Source organism: Nocardia sp. NPDC051030 (assembly GCF_040683015.1).
In the GTDB taxonomy this organism is placed as follows: domain Bacteria; phylum Actinomycetota; class Actinomycetes; order Mycobacteriales; family Mycobacteriaceae; genus Nocardia.
Genome location: NZ_JBFBCD010000001.1, coordinates 135016 through 153749, shown reverse-complemented (window position 1 = coordinate 153749; position 18734 = coordinate 135016). Strand labels below are relative to the sequence as shown.

Genomic DNA, 18734 nt, shown 5'->3' with positions numbered 1-18734 from the left:
TCAGGAGCCGCCGTTCAGCGGTCGTGGCGGTAGATCGGGGTGAGCAGGTCGGCCTCGATCGGCTCGCCGTTCGTGCGGTCGTAGCGGACACCCACCACCGCTGAGAAGGGGTGGGTGGCCGCTCGCTCGTGCAGGGTGGCGAGTCTCGTTGCCAGCAGCCGGATTGCGCCGAGCGAGGCGGGCGGGTGCAGGCCGTCGATGACCAGCACGGTGCCCTTGCCGTCCGGGCGGGGGAGCCGGGCCAGGTAGGCGATGTCGTAGGGCTCGGTGCCGCCGGGGCGGTAGACGCGGCGCGCGGCGCGGTCCTCGATGCCGCGGCGGACGCGGCCCGCGCGGGCCACCGTGCGCCGCAGCCGCGGGTCGGCGGCGACGAGATAGCGCAGGCTGGGCGACAATTCGGGTCCGCCGAGCACGATCAGGCCCTCGCGGTCCAGGTCGAGCGGGCGGCCGGGCAGGAACCGCTGGACATTGGCGGTGAAGCCGAGCTCCCGTAGCAACTCGACCAGGCGTTGCGGGGCCGCGGGATCCGGGGCTCCGACCAAGGCGATGGATCGGGTGGCGCTGCGCACGTCCGGGGTGACGATGGTGAGCGGTCCGTGGCCGAAGAAAAGACCCTCCGGTACCGGCCCCTGGGTGCTGACCTGATGGATGCGGGCCCGGGAAAGTCCCGCTGCCGCACCGATTCTGGCAAACGTCCAGCCCTCGGCGTGCAGTTCGCGAATGACGGCGCGGCGGATGCGAGTCAGCTCATTGATCTGCTGCTGCGCAGCTGCCACGCCTTCGGTGGCGGCTTTCAGGCGTTCGACCTTGTCCTCGATCGCGAATACCCGGGCCACCTCGTCGGCCGACATGTGCGCAGTCTAGATAGCTGGACAGCTCCAGGTGTCTAGTCGGCTAGACAGCTGTGATCTCAGGTGGCGTCCGGATCGACCGGCGGACGTTCGTTGCGCTCCAGCGGTTTCTGCGGTTTCGGCATGGTGAAGTCGCCGTATCCGCTGTTCGCGGAACTATTGGGGGAGCCGCCGGGTGAACTGATCGGCTTGTCGAAATTGAGATTCAGGAACGAATCGTCGCCATCCAGAAGATGTTTGGTCACCATGGCTCGCGGGTTCATACCGCGAAGTTCGTTCAGCTGTTCCAGGGGCTTGCGGATCTCGTCGAATTCCGGTCCGAGTTCCTGCTTCAGGGTCTGGGTCGCGCCACTGGCGTAATCGCGCGCCTGCCGCAGCGCCTGGGTAGCCCAGCGCACGGCACCGGGCAGGCGCTCCGGACCGAGAATCACGAGTGCGGCGACGAGCAGAATCAGCATCTCGCCCCAGCTGATATTGCTGAACACGGGTCCAGGCTACCCAGCTAGTCGGACTGGAGTGTCACGGGCACATCCACCTCGCGCCCGTCGCGAATCAGCCGGACCGTCACGGTCTGCCCGATCTCGTGCGACTGCACGGCCACGGTCAGTTCCTCCGGACCCGACACATCGCGATCGCCGACCTTCACGATCACGTCGCCCTCCACGATGCCCGCAATGGCGGCCGCGCTCCCGGCCTGCACATCGGCCACCGCCGCACCACTCATCACATCATTGGCGACGATCTTGGTCTTGGCGCTCACGCCCAGCTTGGGATGGTTCACATGGCCGTCGCGGATCAGCGCCTGCGAGATCCGCTTGACCTGATCGATCGGAATCGCGAAGCCCAGACCCACCGAGCCGCCGCTCTCGGACTTGATCGCCGAGTTGATGCCGATCAGCCGCCCCTGCATATCCACCAGCGCGCCACCGGAGTTGCCGTGGTTGATGGCGGCATCGGTCTGCACCGCGTCCAGGGTGGCATCGGTATCGGTGCCCTCGCCGCCGACCTTCACCGGCCGGTGCAGCGCGGACACGATGCCGGAGGTGACGGTCTTCTCCAGGCCCAGCGGTGAACCGAGCGCGATGACATCGTCACCGACCTGCACATCGTTCGAACTGCCGAGCTGAATCACCTTCAGGTTCTTCACATCGACCTTCAGCACCGCCAGATCCGATTTGGTGTCGCGGCCGACGATGGTGGTCGGCACCTTCGAACCATCGGAGAAGACGACATCCAGCTTGGCCTTGCCGGTCTTGTCATTGGCCGCGAGGGAGACCACGTGATTATTGGTGACGATGTAGCCCGCGCCGTCGATCACCACACCCGAACCGGTGGAACCGGTATCGCCGAGCCAGGCGCGCACGGTCACGACCGAGGGCATGACCGCATTGGCCACCTTGGCGATCTGATTGTGCGGCTGCTCGCCCCCGTCACCGGTCGATTGCAGGGCGACCTTGCTGGAAGTCAGCGAGGAGGTCGATTCCGCGGTCAAGCGGCCCACGTAGCCGCCCGCCAGCCCGATCACCAGGGCGACGGCCGCCAGCGTGCCCAGCGCCTTCGGCGCGATCTTCCCGCCGAACAGCACCTCGCGCGCGGTGAGCTGGCGCCCCGGGGCCAGCGGCTCCGAGCGCGGCGTCGCGACGGCGGGGGAACCCAAGCGGGCGGCGGAGTCGGGATCCCGCCACGGATCGGCCGGACCTGCGGCAGTGGCCTTCTCGCCCTGCGCATCCGGATCGCGCTGTAGCAGCTCATCGGAACCGGCCGGTCGGCCGAACGCCTCGGCCAGCACGGAATCCGGCGGCCGGTTCTGCAATTCGAGACCATTGGTTGCGGCGCTCGCGGCGGCGGCGGCGGAACGGGCCGAGAAGGAGCCGTTCTGCCCGCTCGGGCGGCGGAAGGCGCGCGCGGTGTGTTTGTCGACATGCGGCCTATAGACCGGTCGCGGCCCCAGTACGGGTGCGTCCGACGGCCTCAGGTTCCCCCGATCGGCCGCCGAATCCGAAGCCTGCGCAGATCGCGGCAGGTTGCCATCCGCGGGCCCGTCACCCGGAATCGGGCCCGTGTTCTTCGATTCGGTGGTCACGCGATGAACTCTACTTGCGCCACCACGAGGTCCACCGTCTGCTGTCGAACGAATCTTGGCGCAGCCCGAAGGAACTCGCGCCGCGGGCGAGTATGCCGCGATCGCCGTGCGGATCGGACGGGTTCGATGCGGAGAGAGTGTTTCCCGCGCCCGGCAGCTCGGACAGCGGAATACGGCTCAGGGTGTCGTGCAGGCGCAGCGGCGCGGAAATCTGATCCGCCGACTGCTGCAACGCGACACGGGCCTGCTCCTGGGCATCCACCTCGGCCGCGCATTCGCGGCACACGGAAAGATGATGGGCGGCACGCAGATACGCGTTCATCCGCAACTCACCGTCCACATACGCGGCAATGGCCTCGCTGGCCAGATGCTCGGTGGGAGCGAAACGAGGTGGACGCCGGGGCGATCTGTCCTCGCCACTCATACGCTGCACACCCTTCCGGACGATTCGAGCTGTATCGGGGGAATGCCGAGAAGCGGGCGGGAAAACCCGCACTCTCACCCGACCTTTTGAGCGGCCGTAGTGCGCCGCTCCACCCCATTATGCTCGAGGTGCTCGCGCAGTGCCTGACGTCCTCGGTGGATGCGGCTGCGCACGGTGCCCAGTTTGACGCCCAGCGTGGCGCCGATCTCCTCGTAGGACAGGCCTTCGATGTCACACAGGACCACGGCGGCGCGGAATTCCGGGGCCAGCGAATCCAGCGCGGATTGCAGCTCGGGATCCAGATTGGCATCGTGGTAGAGCTGCTCGGGGCCCGGGCCCTCGGACGGCACCCGGTCGTAATCCTCCGGCAGGGCCTCCATGCGGATCCGATTGCGGCGGCGCACCATGTCCAGGAACAGGTTCGTGGTGATGCGGTGCAACCAGCCCTCGAAGGTGCCGGGCTGATAGTTGGACAGCGAGCGGAACACCCGGATGAAGGTCTCCTGGGTGAGGTCCTCGGCGTCCTGCGGATCGCCGGTGAGGCGGTAGGCCAGGCGGTACACGCGATCGGCGTGCTCGCGGACCAGTTCGTCCCAGGTCGGCATCATGGTGCGGTCACCGGTGGCGTCGAAGGCGGCGGTGCCGGACAGGGCGGCGTCGTCCTCGGGCTCGATGACGGGGGTCGTGTCGGCGGGCATACCTATGCCATCGCTCGACACAGCGAATGCGCTATCGAGAGTGTCACTCGAAAGCGGCTTGACCTGCGGGTGCAGGGTGGCGTGTTCACGCGCCGCGTCGACCATGTGGATGGGGTTACCTCCTACTCGGGACCGTGGCTTCGGTTTTCGGGTACAACCGACTGTGTGAGTCGCGTTGTTCCCGATCTCCGGGCCGCCGGTCGCTGGCCTGGCGTAGGCATTACTTTTGCCGGTCGGGATGTGGCAGTCGTATGTGCACGCTGAGGGACACCTGAGAAAATTCGACGCACCGGCCGGTCGCAGCCGCACGATCCCGCCTTCGCGCCATTAGCCTCTAGATCGTGAGCCAGACTCCCGCGGCACAGAACCTGCAGCGCAACCTCGCCTACGTGGAGGAATCCGTCGCCGAAGACGAGATTCTCGTTTCCGCGCGCGAACGCGCCCTCGAACTCGGCGCCGCACCCGTACCACCGTCGGTCGGCGCGCTCCTGAGCATGTACGCCCAGCTTCTGGGTGCGCGTGCGGTGGTGGAGGTGGGCACCGGGGCCGGTGTGAGCGGGCTGTGGCTGCTCGACGGCATGCGCGAGGACGGCACGCTCACCACCATCGACTCCGAGCCCGAGCATCAGCGCGCGGCGCGCGAGGCCTTCCGGTCCGCGGAGATCGCGCCCGCCCGCACCCGGCTGATCAATGGCCGGGCCCTGGATGTGTTGCCGCGCTTGGCCGATGGGGCCTACGACCTCGTATTCATCGATGCCGCACCGCTCGAGCACCCGCAGTATGTGGGGCAGGCCGTGCGACTGCTGCGCGAGGGCGGGGCGATCCTGCTCTACAACGCGCTACTCGGCGGCCGGGTCCCGGACCCGGCCCAGCGTGACCCGCAAACCCAGGCCGTCCGCGCCGCCACGCGCGCGATCGCCGAGGATCCCTTGCTCACCAGCGTGCTGATTCCGGTCGGCGACGGACTGCTCTGCGCTTCGCGCGGATAGCGGCTATCCGCGCCGCAATAGGTGCCTCGACGCAGAGTTCCCGCGCGCAGAAGTCCGCGCCGAACCGTCGATGAGCGGCGCGAATGGTGATCTTCACAAGTTCGCATGAATGACACGGGCGTGGCTCTTGCCTTCCGGCTGAACGAGTGTTTAGCATATTGAACATGCGTTCAGCCGATGACTTGACGACCCGGGCGAGGATCCGCGATGCGGCGATCGTCGCCTTCGGGGAACAGGGCTTCGGAGTCGGAATCCGGGCCATCGCCGCCGCGGCGGGGGTGTCACCCGGGCTCGTCATCCACCATTTCGGGTCGAAGGACAACCTGCGCCAGGAGTGCGATGACCACGTTCGTGAAGTGATCCGGGTCGCCAAGATGGACTACATCGAGCATCCATCGCCCAACGGGCTGATGCAGCAGCTGGCGGAGATCGAGGACTTCGCGCCCCTGATGGCCTACCTGCTGCGCAGCTTCCAGAGCGGCGGCAGCCTGCTCGTCACCTTCTTCGACCATATGGTCGAGGACGTCGAGCAGTACCTCACGGCGGGCATCGCCAATGGCACCATCCGCGCGCCCAAGGATCTGAAAGCCATGGCGCGCTATGTCGCCACCACCAATGGCGGCGGCATGGTGATGTTCCTGCAGCTCTACGCGGCCGCGCAGGACGGGCCCGTGGACTACCGCAAGGCGCTGCGTGCCTACGCCGACAGCATGACGCTGCCCGCGCTGGAGATCTACACGCACGGCATGCTCACCGACTCGATGATGCTGGACGCACTCACCGATCCACCCGAGTAATCAACATCAACGTCGTTTTCCTACAAGGAGATTCGATGAACGCTCCGGCCAACCCGGCTATCGAAGTCCGGGATCTGCACAAGCACTTCGGGCAGGTGCACGCGCTCGACGGCCTCGACCTCGAGGTCGCCGAAGGCGAGGTGCACGGGTTCCTGGGGCCCAATGGCGCGGGAAAGTCCACCACCATTCGCATCCTGCTCGGCATTCTGTCCCGCACCTCCGGCGAGGCCGTGGTGCTCGGGAGAGACCCGTGGACCGATGCGGTCGCCCTGCATCGCGATATCGCCTATGTCCCAGGCGATGTCACGCTGTGGCCGTCGCTGTCCGGCGGTGAGACCATCGATTTGCTGGCGCGCATGCGCGGCGGGCTGGATCAGCAGCGGCGCACCGATCTGATCGAGCGATTCGAACTCGATCCGAAGAAGAAGGCCCGCGCCTACTCCAAGGGCAACCGGCAGAAAGTCGCACTGGTGTCGGCGTTTTCGTCGAATGCGCGACTGCTGCTGCTGGACGAGCCCACCTCCGGCCTGGATCCCTTGATGGAGCAGGCATTCAACGAATGCGTGGCCGAGGCGAAGCAGCGCGGCTGCACCGTGCTGCTGTCCAGCCACATCCTCTCCGAGGTGGAGAAGCTGTGCGAGCGGGTCACCATCATCCGGGCGGGGCGCACCGTGGAAACCGGGACGCTCGCCGAGATGCGACACCTCAGCCACACTTCCATCACCGCCGAATTGACCGGCAGCCCAGGCGATCTCGGCCGGATCGCGGGCATCTCCGACCTCAGCGTCGAGGATCACACCCTGCACTGCCAGGTCGACGCCGAACACCTCGGCGAACTCATTCGCGTACTCGGCGATGCCGGGGTGCGCAGCCTGGTCAGCCAGCCACCGACACTGGAAGAGCTATTCCTGCGCCACTATTCGCTCAATGGCGATGATGCGGCGCGGTCCGGCCGGGTCGGCGAGGAACGGGAGAAGGTGGCGAAATGACCGCCATCGCCGCGCCGCGAGCGCTCGAATCACCCTTGAGTTCAACGGATTTCACGGGCACCGGACGGTTGCTGCGTTTGTATCTGCGCCGCGACCGGATCGTGCTGCCGCTGTGGGTGCTGCTGCTGTCAGTGCCGATCGGCAGCGTGTACATCGACAGCGTCGACAAGGTGTACCCGGAGGCGGCGGATCGCGCGAGTCTCGTCGCGTCCATCCTCGCCAGTCCCGCCCAGCTCGCCATGTACGGGCCGGTGTACAACACCAGCCTCGGCGCGGCGGGCATCTGGAAGGCGGGGATGTTCTACACGCTCATCGCCATCGCCACCATTCTCACTGTCATCCGGCACACTCGCGCCGAAGAGGAAACGGGGCGTGGGGAACTCGTGGCCGCCACCCGGGTCGGGCGCTTCGCCGGACTGACCGCGGCGCTCATCCTCGCCTACGGGGGGTCCCTGCTGGCCGGGCTGTTCGCCTTCGCGAGCCTGTCCAAGACCGATGTGCCGCGGACCGGATCGCTGGCCTTCGGGCTGGCCCTGGCGGCCTCGGGTGCGGTGTTCGCCTCGGTGGCCGCGGTGGCGGCGCAGCTGTCCACCAGCGCGCGGCTGGCGCGCGGCATCGCCTTCGCGGTGCTGGGTCTCACCTTCACACTGCGCGCCATCGGTGATGCCCGCGCCGGAGACGGGCCGAGCAGTCCGCTCAGCTGGATGGCGCCGCAGGGCTGGTCATTGCAGGTCCGCCCGTATGCGGGAGATCATTTCGCGGTCTTGCTGCTGCCCGGTATCACCATCCTCGTGTTGACCGTGCTTGCGTATTCGCTGCTGCGGCACCGCGATGTGGGTGCGGGACTGCTGGCCGAACGGCCCGGCGTGGCCACCGCCGGACCCGGTTTGAACGGTCCATTCGGACTCGCCTGGCGCTTGCAGCGCGGCACGCTGCTGGCCTGGACCGTCGGGCTCGGCCTGTACGGGCTGCTCATCGGCAGCGTGATCCACGGGATCGGTGACGAATTGGGCACCAGCCAGGCCATTCGCGACCTCATCACCCGCATGGGCGGATCGGCGTCGCTGGAGAATTCGATGATCAGCTACGCCTTCACCATGATCGCGGTGGCGGCCGCCGCCTACTCGGTGTCGGCGGCGCTGCGCCTGCACTCGGAGGAGAGCAGCCAGCACACCGAGACCGTGCTCACCGGTGCGGAATCGCGAACCCGCTGGGTCGCTTCACATCTGGTGTTCGCGCTGGGTGGACCCGCGGTGGCGCTGCTGGTTTCCGGTTTCGTCGGCGGCCTGGTCTACGGGAAGTCGGCCGGGGATATCGGCGGCAAACTCGGAGATGTGCTGGCGGCGGCCTTGATTCAGTTGCCCGCCGTGTGGATGTTCACCGGTGTGACCGTGCTGCTGTTCGGCCTGCTCCCGCGCTGGACCCCGGTGGCCTGGGGCGTGCTGACCGCCGCCATCGCGGTATTCCTGCTCGGCGCGATTTCGGGTGCCCCGCAATGGTTCCGCGATCTCGAACCGTTCGAGCACGCCCCGAAGGTGCCGGGCGCGGACTTCACCCTCACCCCGGTGCTCATCCTCTTGATCGTCGACGCGGCCTTGATTGCCGTGGGGCTCTTCGCGTTCCGGCGGCGTGACCTGCGCTGATAGCGCTTCGAATCTGAAAAGACTATTACGGCGGCATCGGGATCACCCGGTGCCGCCGTTTGCCGTGGAGATGCGGGGCAGCGCTGGGGCAGCGGCAGGGTCTGGTTTCGGGTACCGCGCGAGTGGTACCGAAGAGGGGGAACAAATTCGAGGGAGGTGGGAGATGTTCGGCGAAGGATTGATGCTCGGTGTGCATCTACCGTCCGGATGGCTCTGGCCCGCACTGATTGTCTTCGGAGGCGTCGTCTTCGTGGGGCTGCTGGTGCTGCTGCTGGTCAGTGGGGCACGATTCGACGAACCGTCGAGCGTGGTGCCGTCCACACCCGGCTCGTGTCAGCCGTTCTGCGGGACCAGCACTCTCGCCCCGGCGAATCCGGGCTGAACGACCGCCCCGTTCGCGAGGATTACCGGGCCGCGATCGGGTTACTCCATGGAAGATATCGATGAATGAGGTTTCCATGGGTCAGCGAGTTCCGGCGGTGGTGGGCTTGTACTTCCGCGCGCGGACGAGAAGTGCGGCCGGGCGATGGCGGCGGATCGCCGAATTCCGCCTGACCGCCGACGGTCACGCCACCTTCCGGGCGGTGGATCCGGTCGAAGGACTGGTCGCCCGGGTCTGGTACCACCAGGGTGTCGACATTCTCGGCGAGGACCGCACCGTCACGCCCGAGAACGGCCCCGAATTCCTGCGAGCCCTGTTGCAGCCGTTCGGATTCCGCGACTACCGCTTCCGGGACGAAAGCACCTCAACCACCCGGCCGGGGCCGCCGCACGGCGGACGCAATGGCAGCACACACAATGCCGCCGCGCACAACGGTCATGAAGTGGCCGCGCACAACGGTCATGAAGTAGTGTGCCCCGAAAAGCCCACGGCCGATGCCGATTCCGAACGCCCCGCCGCGTGGCGGTCTCTCGACGCGGACGTCATCCGCTTCTGAACCGCCACAACGGGTTTCGGCATCTGCGCGAGCTATAGGCTATTGGCCAGCAGCGTGTATTGCGCCGCCGCCATCTTCTGCGCCTCCGCCTCCGTGCCCGCGCTCACTCCGGCGACATACCGCTTGTAGATGACATAGCAGCGATTATTGATATCGCCCGACTTATGGTGCACGCATTTCACCTCCGGCACCTTGTCCGGCGCGCCCGCCGAGGTCTCGTTCAAGCTCAGGATCAGCCCGGCGACCAGATCCGCGCCCGCCTTGGCATCACGGACGCGGAAGAGCAGCGTGTCGTCGGCCACGGCCATCTGATCCATGCCGGTATCGGTGAAAAGCCTGGTGCGCAAGGCCATATCGCCCGCCAGCCCGATCATCCAGTTGGGGCCGTAGACCGCGAAGTTGTCCTGATCGGGCTTGCGATTATCTCGATCGGCGACCAGCGCCCGCGCCAGCAGCCGGTCCGGATCGACCGGCAGCTGATCGACCTTGTCGGCCGGGGTGGGCGCGAACGCGTCCACCGCCGGGACCTCCGCGTCCAGCGTCTTCTTGGCCCAGGACAGCAGATCGGCCTTGTCGACGGTCGGGCGCGCCAGGAACACCGAGATGACGAATTCCTTGCGCGCCATGGTCACACCGATATTGCCGACATTCGGCCGCCAGTGCGCGAACGCGTCCGGATACTCCGGCATCGTCAGCTTCTGGTTCTGGTTCAGCGCCACATTGAAATCGGCGTCCTCGAGCTCCTTGGCCGCCAGCTTGGCGCTATCGGCGGACGGGAAACGCAGCAGTCGCAGGGTGACGCTGGTGCTGTTCGGGTCCGGTGTGTCCTTACCGGCCGGGTCCTCCATATCCGCACCGCTGTTCGCGTACCCGGCGATGAAGCCGCGGTTCGCCAGCACCGGCTTGGCCGACGAGGACAGGCGGCTCACGCTCACCACATCCGCGACGCTGGACAGCACCACGCCGCCGCGCCCGACCTTCAGACTGGGATCGATCTTCACGGCCGGGGCCACCGCATCGGCCATGCGCATGCCCTCCAGGGTCGCGCCATTGCCATTGGAATTACGGTCGTAGGTGAATCGATTGACCGGGTAGGTGCCGGAATCCAGCGTGCGGACATCCATTTCGGCCGCTACCGGTGTCCCCTTGGTGCCGCAGCCGGTCAATAGCGCGGTCAGCGCCAGACAGGTGACAGCGGTGAAAACCCGTGCCGCGTGGGCCATGATGCTCCCTCCCGCGCAACCGAGCCGGTGGCGCGCCACTCCAAGATTTTCGGACCCGGATGGGCGGACTGTCCACCTTTATCGGGAGAACCGCGCGTGACAGGCCGGAAGGGTCACACCCAGATGCCCTTGCCGACGGTCACCACGCCGCCATTGCTCACAGCGAAACGATCCCGGTCGCGGTCCAGATCGACCCCGATGATCTCGCCCTCGGTGACCACCACGTTCTTGTCCAGAATCGCGTGCCGCACCACGGCGCCCCGGCCGATCCGCACGCCCGGCATGAGCACGCTGCCCTCCACGGTCGCGCCGTCCTCCACCATGACATTGGAGAACAGCACCGAATTGCGCACCGTCGCCGCCGACAGGATGCTGCCCGCGCCGACGATCGATTCCTGAGTGAGCCCGCCGCGCCCGAACTTGGCGGGCGGCAGGTTCTCCGCGGCCCCGCGAATCGGCCAGTGCTTGTTGTAGAGGTCGAAGACCGGATCCACCGACACCAGATCCATATGCGCCTCGTAGAAGGCGTCCAGGGTGCCGACATCACGCCAGTAGCCGCGGCTGCGGTCGGTCGTGCCGGGGACCTCGTTATTGGCGAAGTCGTAGACCGAGGCCGCGCCCGAACGCACCAGGCCCGGAATGATGTCGCCGCCCATATCGTGGTCGGAGTCATTGTCGTCGGCGTCCGCGCGAATGGCGTCCACCAGCACTTTCGTGGTGAAGACGTAATTGCCCATGGAGGCGAAGGTGACGTTCGGATCGTCGGGGGTGCCAGGCGGATGCACCGGCTTCTCCAGGAAGCCGATGATGCGGCCGGATTCGTCGGAGTCGATGCAGCCGAACGCGCTCGCCTCGCTGCGCGGCACCCGGATGCCCGCGACGGTCACGCCCGCGCCGGATTCGATATGCGCCTGCACCATCTGTTCCGGATCCATCCGGTACACGTGATCCGCGCCGAAAACGACGATGTACTCCGGATCCTCGTCATAGATCAGGTTCAGCGACTGCATGATCGCGTCCGCGCTGCCGGTGTACCAGCGCGGGCCGAGGCGCTGCTGCGCGGGCACCGGGGTGATGTACTCGCCGCCGAATCCGGACAGCCGCCAGGTCTGGGAGATATGCCGGTCCAGCGAATGCGACTTGTATTGCGTGAGCACACAAATCCGCAGGTACCCGGCGTTCACCAGATTCGACAGCACGAAATCGATGAGCCGGTACGCGCCGCCGAACGGCACGGCGGGCTTGGTGCGGTCCTTGGTGAGCGGAAAGAGTCGCTTGCCCTCGCCACCGGCGAGCACGATCCCGAGTACGTGCGGCTGGCTCCTCACACTCGCCAAACTACCGCTTGTAGGGGAACGTGGAATGTCCGCCATGTCCCGTGTTCATCGCGTTGTCTGATTGGTTCGCTCGCGGCCCAGCGACTAGTTTGACGGGGTGAGTTACGGCGCGGACGGACCCCGCGGAGTGCGGGTAGCCATGATGACCCGCGAATATCCGCCGGAGGTCTACGGCGGCGCGGGCGTGCACGTCACCGAATTGGTGCCGCGACTACGGCAACTGTGCGACGTCACCGTGCACTGCATGGGCGTGCCCCGCCTCGATGCCGTGGTGCACCAACCCGATCCGATGCTCTACGCCGCCAACTCGGTGCTGCAGATGATGTCCGCGCAACTACGCATGGCCGATGCCGCGGGCGGGGCCGACGTGGTGCACTCGCACACCTGGTACGCCGGGCTGGCCGGGCACCTGGCCGCCGAGCTCTACGGCATTCCGCACGTGCTGACCGCGCATTCGCTGGAACCGCGGCGGCCGTGGAAGGCCGAGCAACTCGGCGGCGGCTACCGGCTCTCGTCCTGGTCCGAACACAATGCCATGACCTACGCCGATGCCGTGATCGCGGTGAGCGCGGGCATGCGCGAAGACGTCCTGGCCGCCTACCCGGACCTCGATCCCGCCAAAGTCCATGTGGTGCACAACGGAATCGACGCCGACGTCTGGCATCCCGGCGGACCCAAGCCCGGCTCCCGCGACATCCTCACCGAACTCGGCGCGGACCGGGACAGACCCATCGCGGCCTTCGTTGGCCGCATCACCCGGCAGAAGGGCGTCGCGCACCTGCTCGCCGCCGCCCGCCACCTCGACCCCGGCCTGCAACTGGTGCTGTGCGCCGGAGCCGCCGACACCCCCGCCATGGAAGCCGAAGTGGCCGCGGCCGTCCGCGAACTCGGCAAGACCCGCGACGGCGTGTACTGGGTCAAGGAAATGCTCCCCACCGAAATGGTTCGCCAAGTGCTTTCCGCCGCAACGGTTTTCGTCTGTCCCTCGGTGTACGAACCCCTGGGCATCGTCAATCTCGAAGCCATGGCCTGCGGGACCGCCGTCGTCGCCTCCGCGGTGGGCGGCATTCCGGAGGTCGTCTCGGACGGCATCACCGGCCGCCTCGTGCCCTATGACGAGAACGGACACGAGACCTACGAGCGCGGACTCGCCCACGCCATCAATGAGATCGCCGCCGATCCCGTGGCCGCCGCCGCCATGGGCAGCACCGGCCGCAGCCGCGCCATCACCGAATTCGACTGGAATCAGATGGCGGCCCGCACGGCCGCCATCTACGACAGCGTCCGCAAAACCTAGAGCTCGAACCTCATGAACACATCGGCCCGGTCGTAGGGGATCGGCCGCAATTCCGTGCGCGGGACATGCACGAAGCCGACCGATTCGTACAGGTGCACCGCGCTGGCGAGCCTGGCATTGCTGGCCAGGAACAGGGAGGTCGCGCCCAGCCCGCGCGCCTCATCGATGGCCGCGAGCAGCACCGCGCGACCGATGCCGCGGCCCTGGGAATTGGGCGAGACCGCCATTTTCGAGAGTTCGAAGACCCCGGGCTCCTCGGCCACCAGCGCGACGCAGCCGACCGCGTGCGCGCCGTCCCGGGCGATCAGCACCCGCCCGCCCTCGGCGACGATCTTCTCCGGATTGTCGAGGGTGACGAGGTCCGCGGGCTCGAGGGTGAAGTACGCGGCGATCCATTCCATATTCAGCTCTTTGAACGCCTGGGCATCGGCGGGACCGGCCATCGGTTCGACCACGACGGCACCGTGTTCGACGATGGCAGGGTGTTCGGCAATGGCAGGGCGATCGGCAATGGCTTCCGTTTGCTGAGTCACCAGGTCAGCATGCCGGGTGGCGAACCATAACGTCCAATACTTGATAGCTGCGATTGATACGCTCAGCTTATGGTTGAAGGCGTCGAACTCCGCCACCTCCGCTACTTCCTCGCCGTGGCCGACGAACTGCACTTCGGGCGCGCCGCCGCCCGCCTGCACATTGCCCAGCCCGCCCTCACCCAGCAGATCCAGCGCCTCGAAACCCTGCTCGGCACAAGACTGTTCGACCGCACCTCCCGCAGCGTCGCGCTGACCGCCGCCGGAACCGTCCTGCGCGAACGGGCCACCGCCCTGCTCGGCCACGCCGACCGCGACCTGGCCGAGATCACCCGCATCGGCCAAGGCGGCCAGGGCACCCTCTACCTCGGCTTCGTCCCCTCGGTGCTCCCGCTCGAGCCCCTCCGCGCCGTCCGGGACTTCCGCGACCGCTTCCCCCTCGTCGACGTGGACCTGGTCGAGGGCTTCACCAGCCACCTCATGGAACGACTCGCCACCGGCAGCCTCGACATGGCCATCGTCCGCGACCCCGACGACACCCCCGGCACCGAAACCGTCCCCCTTATCACCGAACCCTTCGTCGCGATCCTCCCCGCCGACCACCCGGACGCGAACCGCCCCACCATCACCGGAGCCGAACTGGCCACCAACCCCTTCGTCTTCTTCCCCCGCATCGCAGGCCCCCGAGCCCACGACCGCAACCTCTCCCCACTCCTGGAATCCGGCCACCGCCCCCACATAGTCCAGGAAGCCACCAACTGGACCATCCTGCTCTACCTGGTTGCCGCGGGCCTAGGCGTCACAATCGCCCCCCGCAGCGCCACTTTCACGGCCCCCAACACGGTCCGCATCATCCCCCTGGCCGAAACCCAAGCCACCACATCCATCTACATAGCCACCCGAACCGGCGACACCCGCCCCCTCATCCACAACTTCCTCACCCTCCTCCCCGCTATGCAGCGGTGAGGGAGCACTGGTGGAGTCAATTGTCCGATTTCGACACCACCATTACTCCCTGATCTTGAAGACGGGGGTCAGGTGCGGCGGTAGGTGGAGAGGGTGACGGACGCTGTCACCGTGAGGGGGTTCGGGAGTGCGGCGATGAGGGCGGTGCGTTGCTCTGCGGCGTGGTGGGCCGACGGGCCCATGGCGGCCACATTCGCGATATCGGTGTGGGTCAAGGACATCGGGTACTCGACCTCGGTGCGGTCGGCCAATGTGAAGTGTTCACCCAGAGTTTCGGCGAGGCGATCCGCCTTGGCCGCGTCCACGCTGACCATGCCGAGCGGGCGGATGAGTTCGGCCAGATGCCGGGCCGTCGGCGTGACCACGAGGAAGCGGCCGTCGGCGGCCAGCACGCGGGCGACCTCGTCGGCATTGCGCGGCGCGAAGACCGACAGCACCGCGCTCAGGACGCCATCGCGCACGGGCAGCCCACGCCATGCATCGGCCAGCACCGCGCCTGCCCGGGGGTGGGCGCGGGCGCTGCGTTTCGCGGCAGGTTTGGAGACGTCCAGTGCGATGCCGCGCGCATTGGGTACGGCATCGAGGACAGCGGCGGTGTAGTACCCGGTGCCCGCCCCGATCTCGAGCATGGCCGGACCCGTGGGGGTTGGTGTTGGGACCGGATGGGACAACAGAGTCGCGGAGAGTCTGGCCGACGAGGCGGCCGCGGCGGTCGAGCCGGGATGCGTGATCCCATTGGCGTGCTTCGCCGGAGCCGGGAGAACCGGCACGGCGGCAGCTGCCCGTGTGGGAGCTTCGGTCGCTGCCCGTGTGAGGGCTTCGGCGACTGCTCGTGCGAGGGCCTCGGCGATCGGGGTGAAGTGGCCCGCGGACTGGAAGACCACGCGGGCTTCGAGCATCGCGGGGGTGTCACCGGTCATCTTTGTGGATGCACCGGTCAGCAGACTGACATAGCCCTGTTTCGCGATGTCGAAGGTGTGGCCCCGGGGGCAGCGCAGGCTGCGGTCCGAGGGGGTGAGGTGCTCGGCGCACTCTGGACAAGCCAGGAGATCGGCACAGGCCATGAGTCGATCCGCCGGTGCCGGTGAGGGCGTGGCTGGTGACTCGGCTGGGCCGATATTTTCGGTGTGCACCGATGTGCCGGTGAGCCCCACCGGTTCGATGCGGTGGCTCACCGGCACGTGTGCGTCCGATTTCTAGCTGGTGACACTCTTGAGTTCGTCACCGAGCGCTGCGGCTTCTTCCGGCGTGAGCTCGACGACCAAACGCCCGCCACCCTCGAGTGGAACCCGCATGACGATTCCACGCCCTTCCTTGGTTGCCTCGAGGGGACCGTCCCCGGTGCGGGGCTTCATGGCCGCCATCCTCTGCTCCCTCCAGATCTGCGCGGTCTGCTGCGCACTTTCATGGAACTCCAGTTGTCACCAACCAGGCAGCCCGCCGGTATGTGGCGGGCCGCACCAAGCCCATTCTTCCCTATCGCGGATCGGGGCGGGTACCTGAGTTCCAAAAACCGACCGACGTGGCGTCTAAGAAGTACTCGGATTCACCCAGCAATCGGCCACGTGATCGTCTACCATCCCGGTCGCTTGCATGAGTGCGTACGCCGTAGTGGGCCCCACGAATTTGAATCCGCGGCGCTTGAGATCTTTTGCGAGAGCGGTGGATTCGGCGGTGACAGCGGGCACATCGGACATCCTCCGGGGCCGTTTCCGGGCCGCCGGAGCAAAGGACCAGAGCAGTTCGTCCAAACCGGTGCCGAGGTCCCCGGCAACCCGCGCATTGTGGATGCTGGCCTCGATTTTGGCGCGATTGCGAACAATGCCCGGATCCGCCATCAGGCGTTCGACATCGGCATCCCCGAACTCCGCGACCCGCTCGATCACGAACCCTTCGAAGGCCGCGCGGAAGGCTTCCCGCTTCCGCAAAATCGTGATCCACGCGAGCCCCGACTGAAACGCTTCCAGACAAACCCGCTCGAACAACGCATCGTCGCCATGGAGTACCCGTCCCCACTCGTTGTCGTGATAATCCCGATAAAGCCGGGACCCCAGCGACCACCCGCAGCGAACGCGGCCGTCATCCTCGAGTTCCAAGTCGGTACTCATTACGCTTTCCCGGTCTCTGAATCGGACGGTGCGGCGGTTTGATCGCTCACCGCGGGGATGGACTCCTCGGAAGCGCCGGGGAGGACCTGGGGGAGCGGTAGCGCTTCGCCGGACGCGGCCTGCGGCTCGATCGGTGGCACGCGGCGGGGTGCGGGCGCCCCATCCGATCCGGGATGCGTGGCGAAGGCCGTCGTGCCGTTCACGGAATTGTCGTGGGGTGCGGCGGAGGCCTTCTCCAGATTCGGCGCGGAGGGCGCGGCGTCGGCCGGTCCGGTGCGGGCCTGGGCCAGTTGCCATTCGAGTTCGTCGATGCGGGCGGCCAGGCGCGTCAGCGCCCAATCCACTTCGCCCGCCTTGTAGCCGCGCAGCACCTGCTGGAAGCGCAGGGCGCGGACATCGCTGCCGCTGATGGCCTCGGCGGGTAGCACGGTGACCGTGGTGCCCTCGGGTAATGGGCCGAGTTCCTCCGAGCGCCCGAATACCGCGCTCGCGACCAGGAACAGCAGCGCGGCCACCAGACCGACGATCAGCACGTACAGAAGCAGCGTGAGCATGTACCCGAGCTTAAGCGGAGCGCGGGCGCGGTCGCCGCGTCACCCCGGCGGATTTCGGCCGTCGAATTCCGGCGCAGCCGTAGCGCTCTCGACTCGGAACGAGAAAACCCGTGCCCGCCGCGAAGGCAACGGGCACGGGTGTCACTCGGGTGTACGACCTAGAAGTTCTTGGTGGTGTCGATGCTGAGGGACATGCCCGCGAGGCCGCGCTTGCGGACGGCGAGCTTGTCGGCGATGCCGAGCAGGGCCTTGCCGGACTCGCTGTCGGGGGCGCTCAGCACGATCGGGGTGCCCTCGTCGCCCGACTCACGGAGCTGCTGCTCGATCGGGATCTGGCCGAGCAGCGGGACGGGTGCGCCGATGGCCCGGGTGAGGTTCTCGGCCACGGTCTGGCCGCCGCCGGAGCCGTACAGCTCCATGCGCGAGCCGTCCGGCAGATCCAGCCAGGACATGTTCTCGATGACGCCCGCGATGCGCTGACGGGTCTGCAGCGCGATCGAACCGGCGCGCTCGGCCACCTCGGCGGCGGCCAGCTGCGGGGTGGTGACGACCAGGATCTCGGCATTCGGGATCAGCTGCGCCAGCGAGATGGCCACATCGCCCGTGCCCGGCGGCAGGTCCAGCAACAGGATGTCCAGATCGCCCCAGAACACGTCGGCCAGGAACTGCTGCAGCGCGCGGTGCAGCATGGGCCCGCGCCACACCACGGGCGTATTGCCCTGGGTGAACATGGAGATCGAGATGACCTTCACGTCATGTGCGATGGGCGGCATGATCATTCGCTCCACCTGGGTGGGGCGCTGTTCGGTGCCCAGCATGCGCGGCACCGAATGGCCGTAGATATCGGCGTCGAGCACGCCGACCGAGAGCCCGCGCGCGGCCATGGCGGCCGCGAGATTCACGGTGACACTGGACTTTCCGACGCCGCCCTTACCGGAGGCGACCGCGTACACGCGGGTCAGCGAGCCGGGCTGGGCGAACGGGATGACCGGTTCGGCATTGTCACCGCGCAGCTTCTTGCGCAGTTCGGTGCGCTGCTCGTCGTTCATCACGTCGAGGGTCACGGTGATCGCGCCGACGCCGGGCACGTCATTGACGGCCTTCGTGACGCGTTCGGTGATCGCGCCCTTCATCGGGCAGGCCGAGGTGGTCAGGTAGACCACCACATCCACGCTGCCGTCGTCGCCGACGACCACGCTCTTCACCATGCCCAATTCGGTGATCGGTTTCCGGATCTCCGGGTCATTCACCTTCGCGAGCGCGCCCCGCACATCCGATTCCGTTACCACTGGCATGCCGCCAGTCTA

20 protein-coding genes and 1 pseudogene are annotated in these 18734 nt (G+C 67.1%); 8 read left to right on the top strand and 13 right to left on the bottom strand.

What is annotated here, in order from left to right; all coding sequences use genetic code 11:
* Positions 1-14: 14 nt before the first annotated feature.
* The 5 genes from AB0N05_RS00720 to sigE all read right to left on the bottom strand — a co-directional run bounded on the left by AB0N05_RS00720 (position 15) and on the right by sigE (position 4056).
* The gene (locus tag AB0N05_RS00720) at positions 15-851 is read right to left on the bottom strand and encodes a hypothetical protein (RefSeq protein WP_364685571.1); all 837 of its coding nucleotides are present in this window, start codon (positions 849-851) and stop codon (positions 15-17) included.
* Positions 852-910: 59 nt separating this feature from the next.
* Positions 911-1336, bottom strand: coding sequence for a Sec-independent protein translocase protein TatB (tatB, locus tag AB0N05_RS00715; RefSeq protein WP_364685568.1), 426 nt, complete (start codon positions 1334-1336; stop codon positions 911-913).
* A 17-nt stretch (positions 1337-1353) separates the two neighbouring features.
* Complete coding sequence (locus AB0N05_RS00710; RefSeq protein ID WP_364687403.1) at positions 1354-2874, bottom strand: trypsin-like peptidase domain-containing protein; 1521 nt, start codon at positions 2872-2874, stop codon at positions 1354-1356.
* A 70-nt stretch (positions 2875-2944) separates the two neighbouring features.
* Entirely contained in the window at positions 2945-3358 is a 414-nt protein-coding gene (locus tag AB0N05_RS00705; protein ID WP_364685565.1) for a hypothetical protein, read from the bottom strand.
* Between the two features lie 74 nt (positions 3359-3432).
* Entirely contained in the window at positions 3433-4056 is a 624-nt protein-coding gene (sigE, locus tag AB0N05_RS00700; RefSeq protein WP_364687401.1) for an RNA polymerase sigma factor SigE, read from the bottom strand.
* Between the two features lie 341 nt (positions 4057-4397).
* Here sigE and AB0N05_RS00695 point away from each other — a divergent pair, with 341 nt between their 5' ends.
* From AB0N05_RS00695 to AB0N05_RS00670, 6 genes are all read left to right on the top strand, one after another.
* Positions 4398-5045: an O-methyltransferase gene (locus tag AB0N05_RS00695; protein ID WP_364685562.1), complete on the top strand. Its 648-nt coding sequence runs from the start codon at positions 4398-4400 to the stop codon at positions 5043-5045.
* Positions 5046-5209: 164 nt separating this feature from the next.
* Positions 5210-5842 carry a TetR family transcriptional regulator gene (locus tag AB0N05_RS00690; protein ID WP_364685559.1) on the top strand — a complete coding sequence of 211 codons (633 nt, stop codon included), beginning with the start codon at positions 5210-5212 and terminating at the stop codon, positions 5840-5842.
* A gap of 35 nt (positions 5843-5877) precedes the next feature.
* Positions 5878-6831 (top strand): ABC transporter ATP-binding protein, encoded by a 954-nt coding sequence (locus AB0N05_RS00685; RefSeq protein WP_364685556.1) that lies wholly within the window; start codon positions 5878-5880, stop codon positions 6829-6831.
* Positions 6828-8474 carry an ABC transporter permease gene (locus AB0N05_RS00680; protein WP_364685553.1) on the top strand — a complete coding sequence of 549 codons (1647 nt, stop codon included), beginning with the start codon at positions 6828-6830 and terminating at the stop codon, positions 8472-8474. Before AB0N05_RS00685 ends, AB0N05_RS00680 begins: the two co-directional genes overlap by 4 nt.
* 163 nt (positions 8475-8637) lie before the next feature.
* Positions 8638-8856, top strand: coding sequence for a hypothetical protein (locus AB0N05_RS00675; protein ID WP_364685550.1), 219 nt, complete (start codon positions 8638-8640; stop codon positions 8854-8856).
* A gap of 61 nt (positions 8857-8917) precedes the next feature.
* Positions 8918-9412: a hypothetical protein gene (locus AB0N05_RS00670; protein ID WP_364685547.1), complete on the top strand. Its 495-nt coding sequence runs from the start codon at positions 8918-8920 to the stop codon at positions 9410-9412.
* Positions 9413-9444: 32 nt separating this feature from the next.
* Here the strand turns inward: AB0N05_RS00670 and AB0N05_RS00665 are convergent, their stop codons facing one another.
* Both AB0N05_RS00665 and glgC read right to left on the bottom strand, forming a co-directional pair.
* Positions 9445-10635, bottom strand: coding sequence for a hypothetical protein (locus tag AB0N05_RS00665; protein WP_364685544.1), 1191 nt, complete (start codon positions 10633-10635; stop codon positions 9445-9447).
* A gap of 113 nt (positions 10636-10748) precedes the next feature.
* Positions 10749-11963, bottom strand: a complete 1215-nt coding sequence (gene glgC / locus AB0N05_RS00660) for a glucose-1-phosphate adenylyltransferase (protein WP_364685541.1) — start codon at positions 11961-11963, stop codon at positions 10749-10751.
* Between the two features lie 136 nt (positions 11964-12099).
* Between glgC and glgA the strand changes: the two genes are divergently transcribed.
* Positions 12100-13269: a glycogen synthase gene (gene glgA, locus AB0N05_RS00655; RefSeq protein ID WP_364687399.1), complete on the top strand. Its 1170-nt coding sequence runs from the start codon at positions 12100-12102 to the stop codon at positions 13267-13269.
* Here the strand turns inward: glgA and AB0N05_RS00650 are convergent.
* Positions 13266-13802, bottom strand: coding sequence for a GNAT family N-acetyltransferase (locus tag AB0N05_RS00650; RefSeq protein WP_364685538.1), 537 nt, complete (start codon positions 13800-13802; stop codon positions 13266-13268). The two genes, glgA and AB0N05_RS00650, sit on opposite strands and share 4 nt — an antisense overlap.
* Before the next feature lie 69 nt (positions 13803-13871).
* Between AB0N05_RS00650 and AB0N05_RS00645 the strand changes: the two genes are divergently transcribed.
* Positions 13872-14765 (top strand): LysR substrate-binding domain-containing protein, encoded by an 894-nt coding sequence (locus AB0N05_RS00645; protein WP_364685535.1) that lies wholly within the window; start codon positions 13872-13874, stop codon positions 14763-14765.
* Positions 14766-14833: 68 nt separating this feature from the next.
* On the opposite strand, the gene AB0N05_RS00640 is transcribed toward AB0N05_RS00645, so the two are convergent.
* The 5 genes and pseudogenes from AB0N05_RS00640 to AB0N05_RS00620 form a co-directional block, all read right to left on the bottom strand.
* Positions 14834-15829 (bottom strand): putative RNA methyltransferase, encoded by a 996-nt coding sequence (locus AB0N05_RS00640; RefSeq protein WP_364685532.1) that lies wholly within the window; start codon positions 15827-15829, stop codon positions 14834-14836.
* Positions 15830-15961: 132 nt separating this feature from the next.
* Positions 15962-16129 (bottom strand): DUF3117 domain-containing protein, encoded by a 168-nt coding sequence (locus AB0N05_RS00635; protein ID WP_006554284.1) that lies wholly within the window; start codon positions 16127-16129, stop codon positions 15962-15964.
* A gap of 165 nt (positions 16130-16294) precedes the next feature.
* Positions 16295-16873 carry a DNA-3-methyladenine glycosylase I gene (locus tag AB0N05_RS00630; RefSeq protein WP_364685528.1) on the bottom strand — a complete coding sequence of 193 codons (579 nt, stop codon included), beginning with the start codon at positions 16871-16873 and terminating at the stop codon, positions 16295-16297.
* A 284-nt stretch (positions 16874-17157) separates the two neighbouring features.
* Positions 17158-17427 (bottom strand): annotated as a pseudogene (locus AB0N05_RS00625) (DivIVA domain-containing protein); the annotation flags it as partial.
* A 158-nt stretch (positions 17428-17585) separates the two neighbouring features.
* Positions 17586-18722 (bottom strand): P-loop NTPase, encoded by a 1137-nt coding sequence (locus AB0N05_RS00620; protein WP_364685525.1) that lies wholly within the window; start codon positions 18720-18722, stop codon positions 17586-17588.
* Positions 18723-18734: the final 12 nt, after the last annotated feature.

Coding starts and splice junctions, on each gene's coding strand:
- AB0N05_RS00720 (WP_364685571.1), bottom strand. CDS start 851: ATGTCGGCCGACGAGGTGGCCCGGGTATTCGCGATCGAGGACAAGGTC.
- AB0N05_RS00705 (WP_364685565.1), bottom strand. CDS start 3,358: ATGAGTGGCGAGGACAGATCGCCCCGGCGTCCACCTCGTTTCGCTCCC.
- sigE (WP_364687401.1), bottom strand. CDS start 4,056: ATGCCCGCCGACACGACCCCCGTCATCGAGCCCGAGGACGACGCCGCC.
- AB0N05_RS00690 (WP_364685559.1), top strand. CDS start 5,210: ATGCGTTCAGCCGATGACTTGACGACCCGGGCGAGGATCCGCGATGCG.
- AB0N05_RS00685 (WP_364685556.1), top strand. CDS start 5,878: ATGAACGCTCCGGCCAACCCGGCTATCGAAGTCCGGGATCTGCACAAG.
- AB0N05_RS00680 (WP_364685553.1), top strand. CDS start 6,828: ATGACCGCCATCGCCGCGCCGCGAGCGCTCGAATCACCCTTGAGTTCA.
- AB0N05_RS00675 (WP_364685550.1), top strand. CDS start 8,638: ATGTTCGGCGAAGGATTGATGCTCGGTGTGCATCTACCGTCCGGATGG.
- AB0N05_RS00670 (WP_364685547.1), top strand. CDS start 8,918: ATGAATGAGGTTTCCATGGGTCAGCGAGTTCCGGCGGTGGTGGGCTTG.
- AB0N05_RS00665 (WP_364685544.1), bottom strand. CDS start 10,635: ATGGCCCACGCGGCACGGGTTTTCACCGCTGTCACCTGTCTGGCGCTG.
- AB0N05_RS00645 (WP_364685535.1), top strand. CDS start 13,872: ATGGTTGAAGGCGTCGAACTCCGCCACCTCCGCTACTTCCTCGCCGTG.
- AB0N05_RS00640 (WP_364685532.1), bottom strand. CDS start 15,829: ATGGCCTGTGCCGATCTCCTGGCTTGTCCAGAGTGCGCCGAGCACCTC.
- AB0N05_RS00635 (WP_006554284.1), bottom strand. CDS start 16,129: ATGGCGGCCATGAAGCCCCGCACCGGGGACGGTCCCCTCGAGGCAACC.
- AB0N05_RS00630 (WP_364685528.1), bottom strand. CDS start 16,873: ATGAGTACCGACTTGGAACTCGAGGATGACGGCCGCGTTCGCTGCGGG.
- AB0N05_RS00620 (WP_364685525.1), bottom strand. CDS start 18,722: ATGCCAGTGGTAACGGAATCGGATGTGCGGGGCGCGCTCGCGAAGGTG.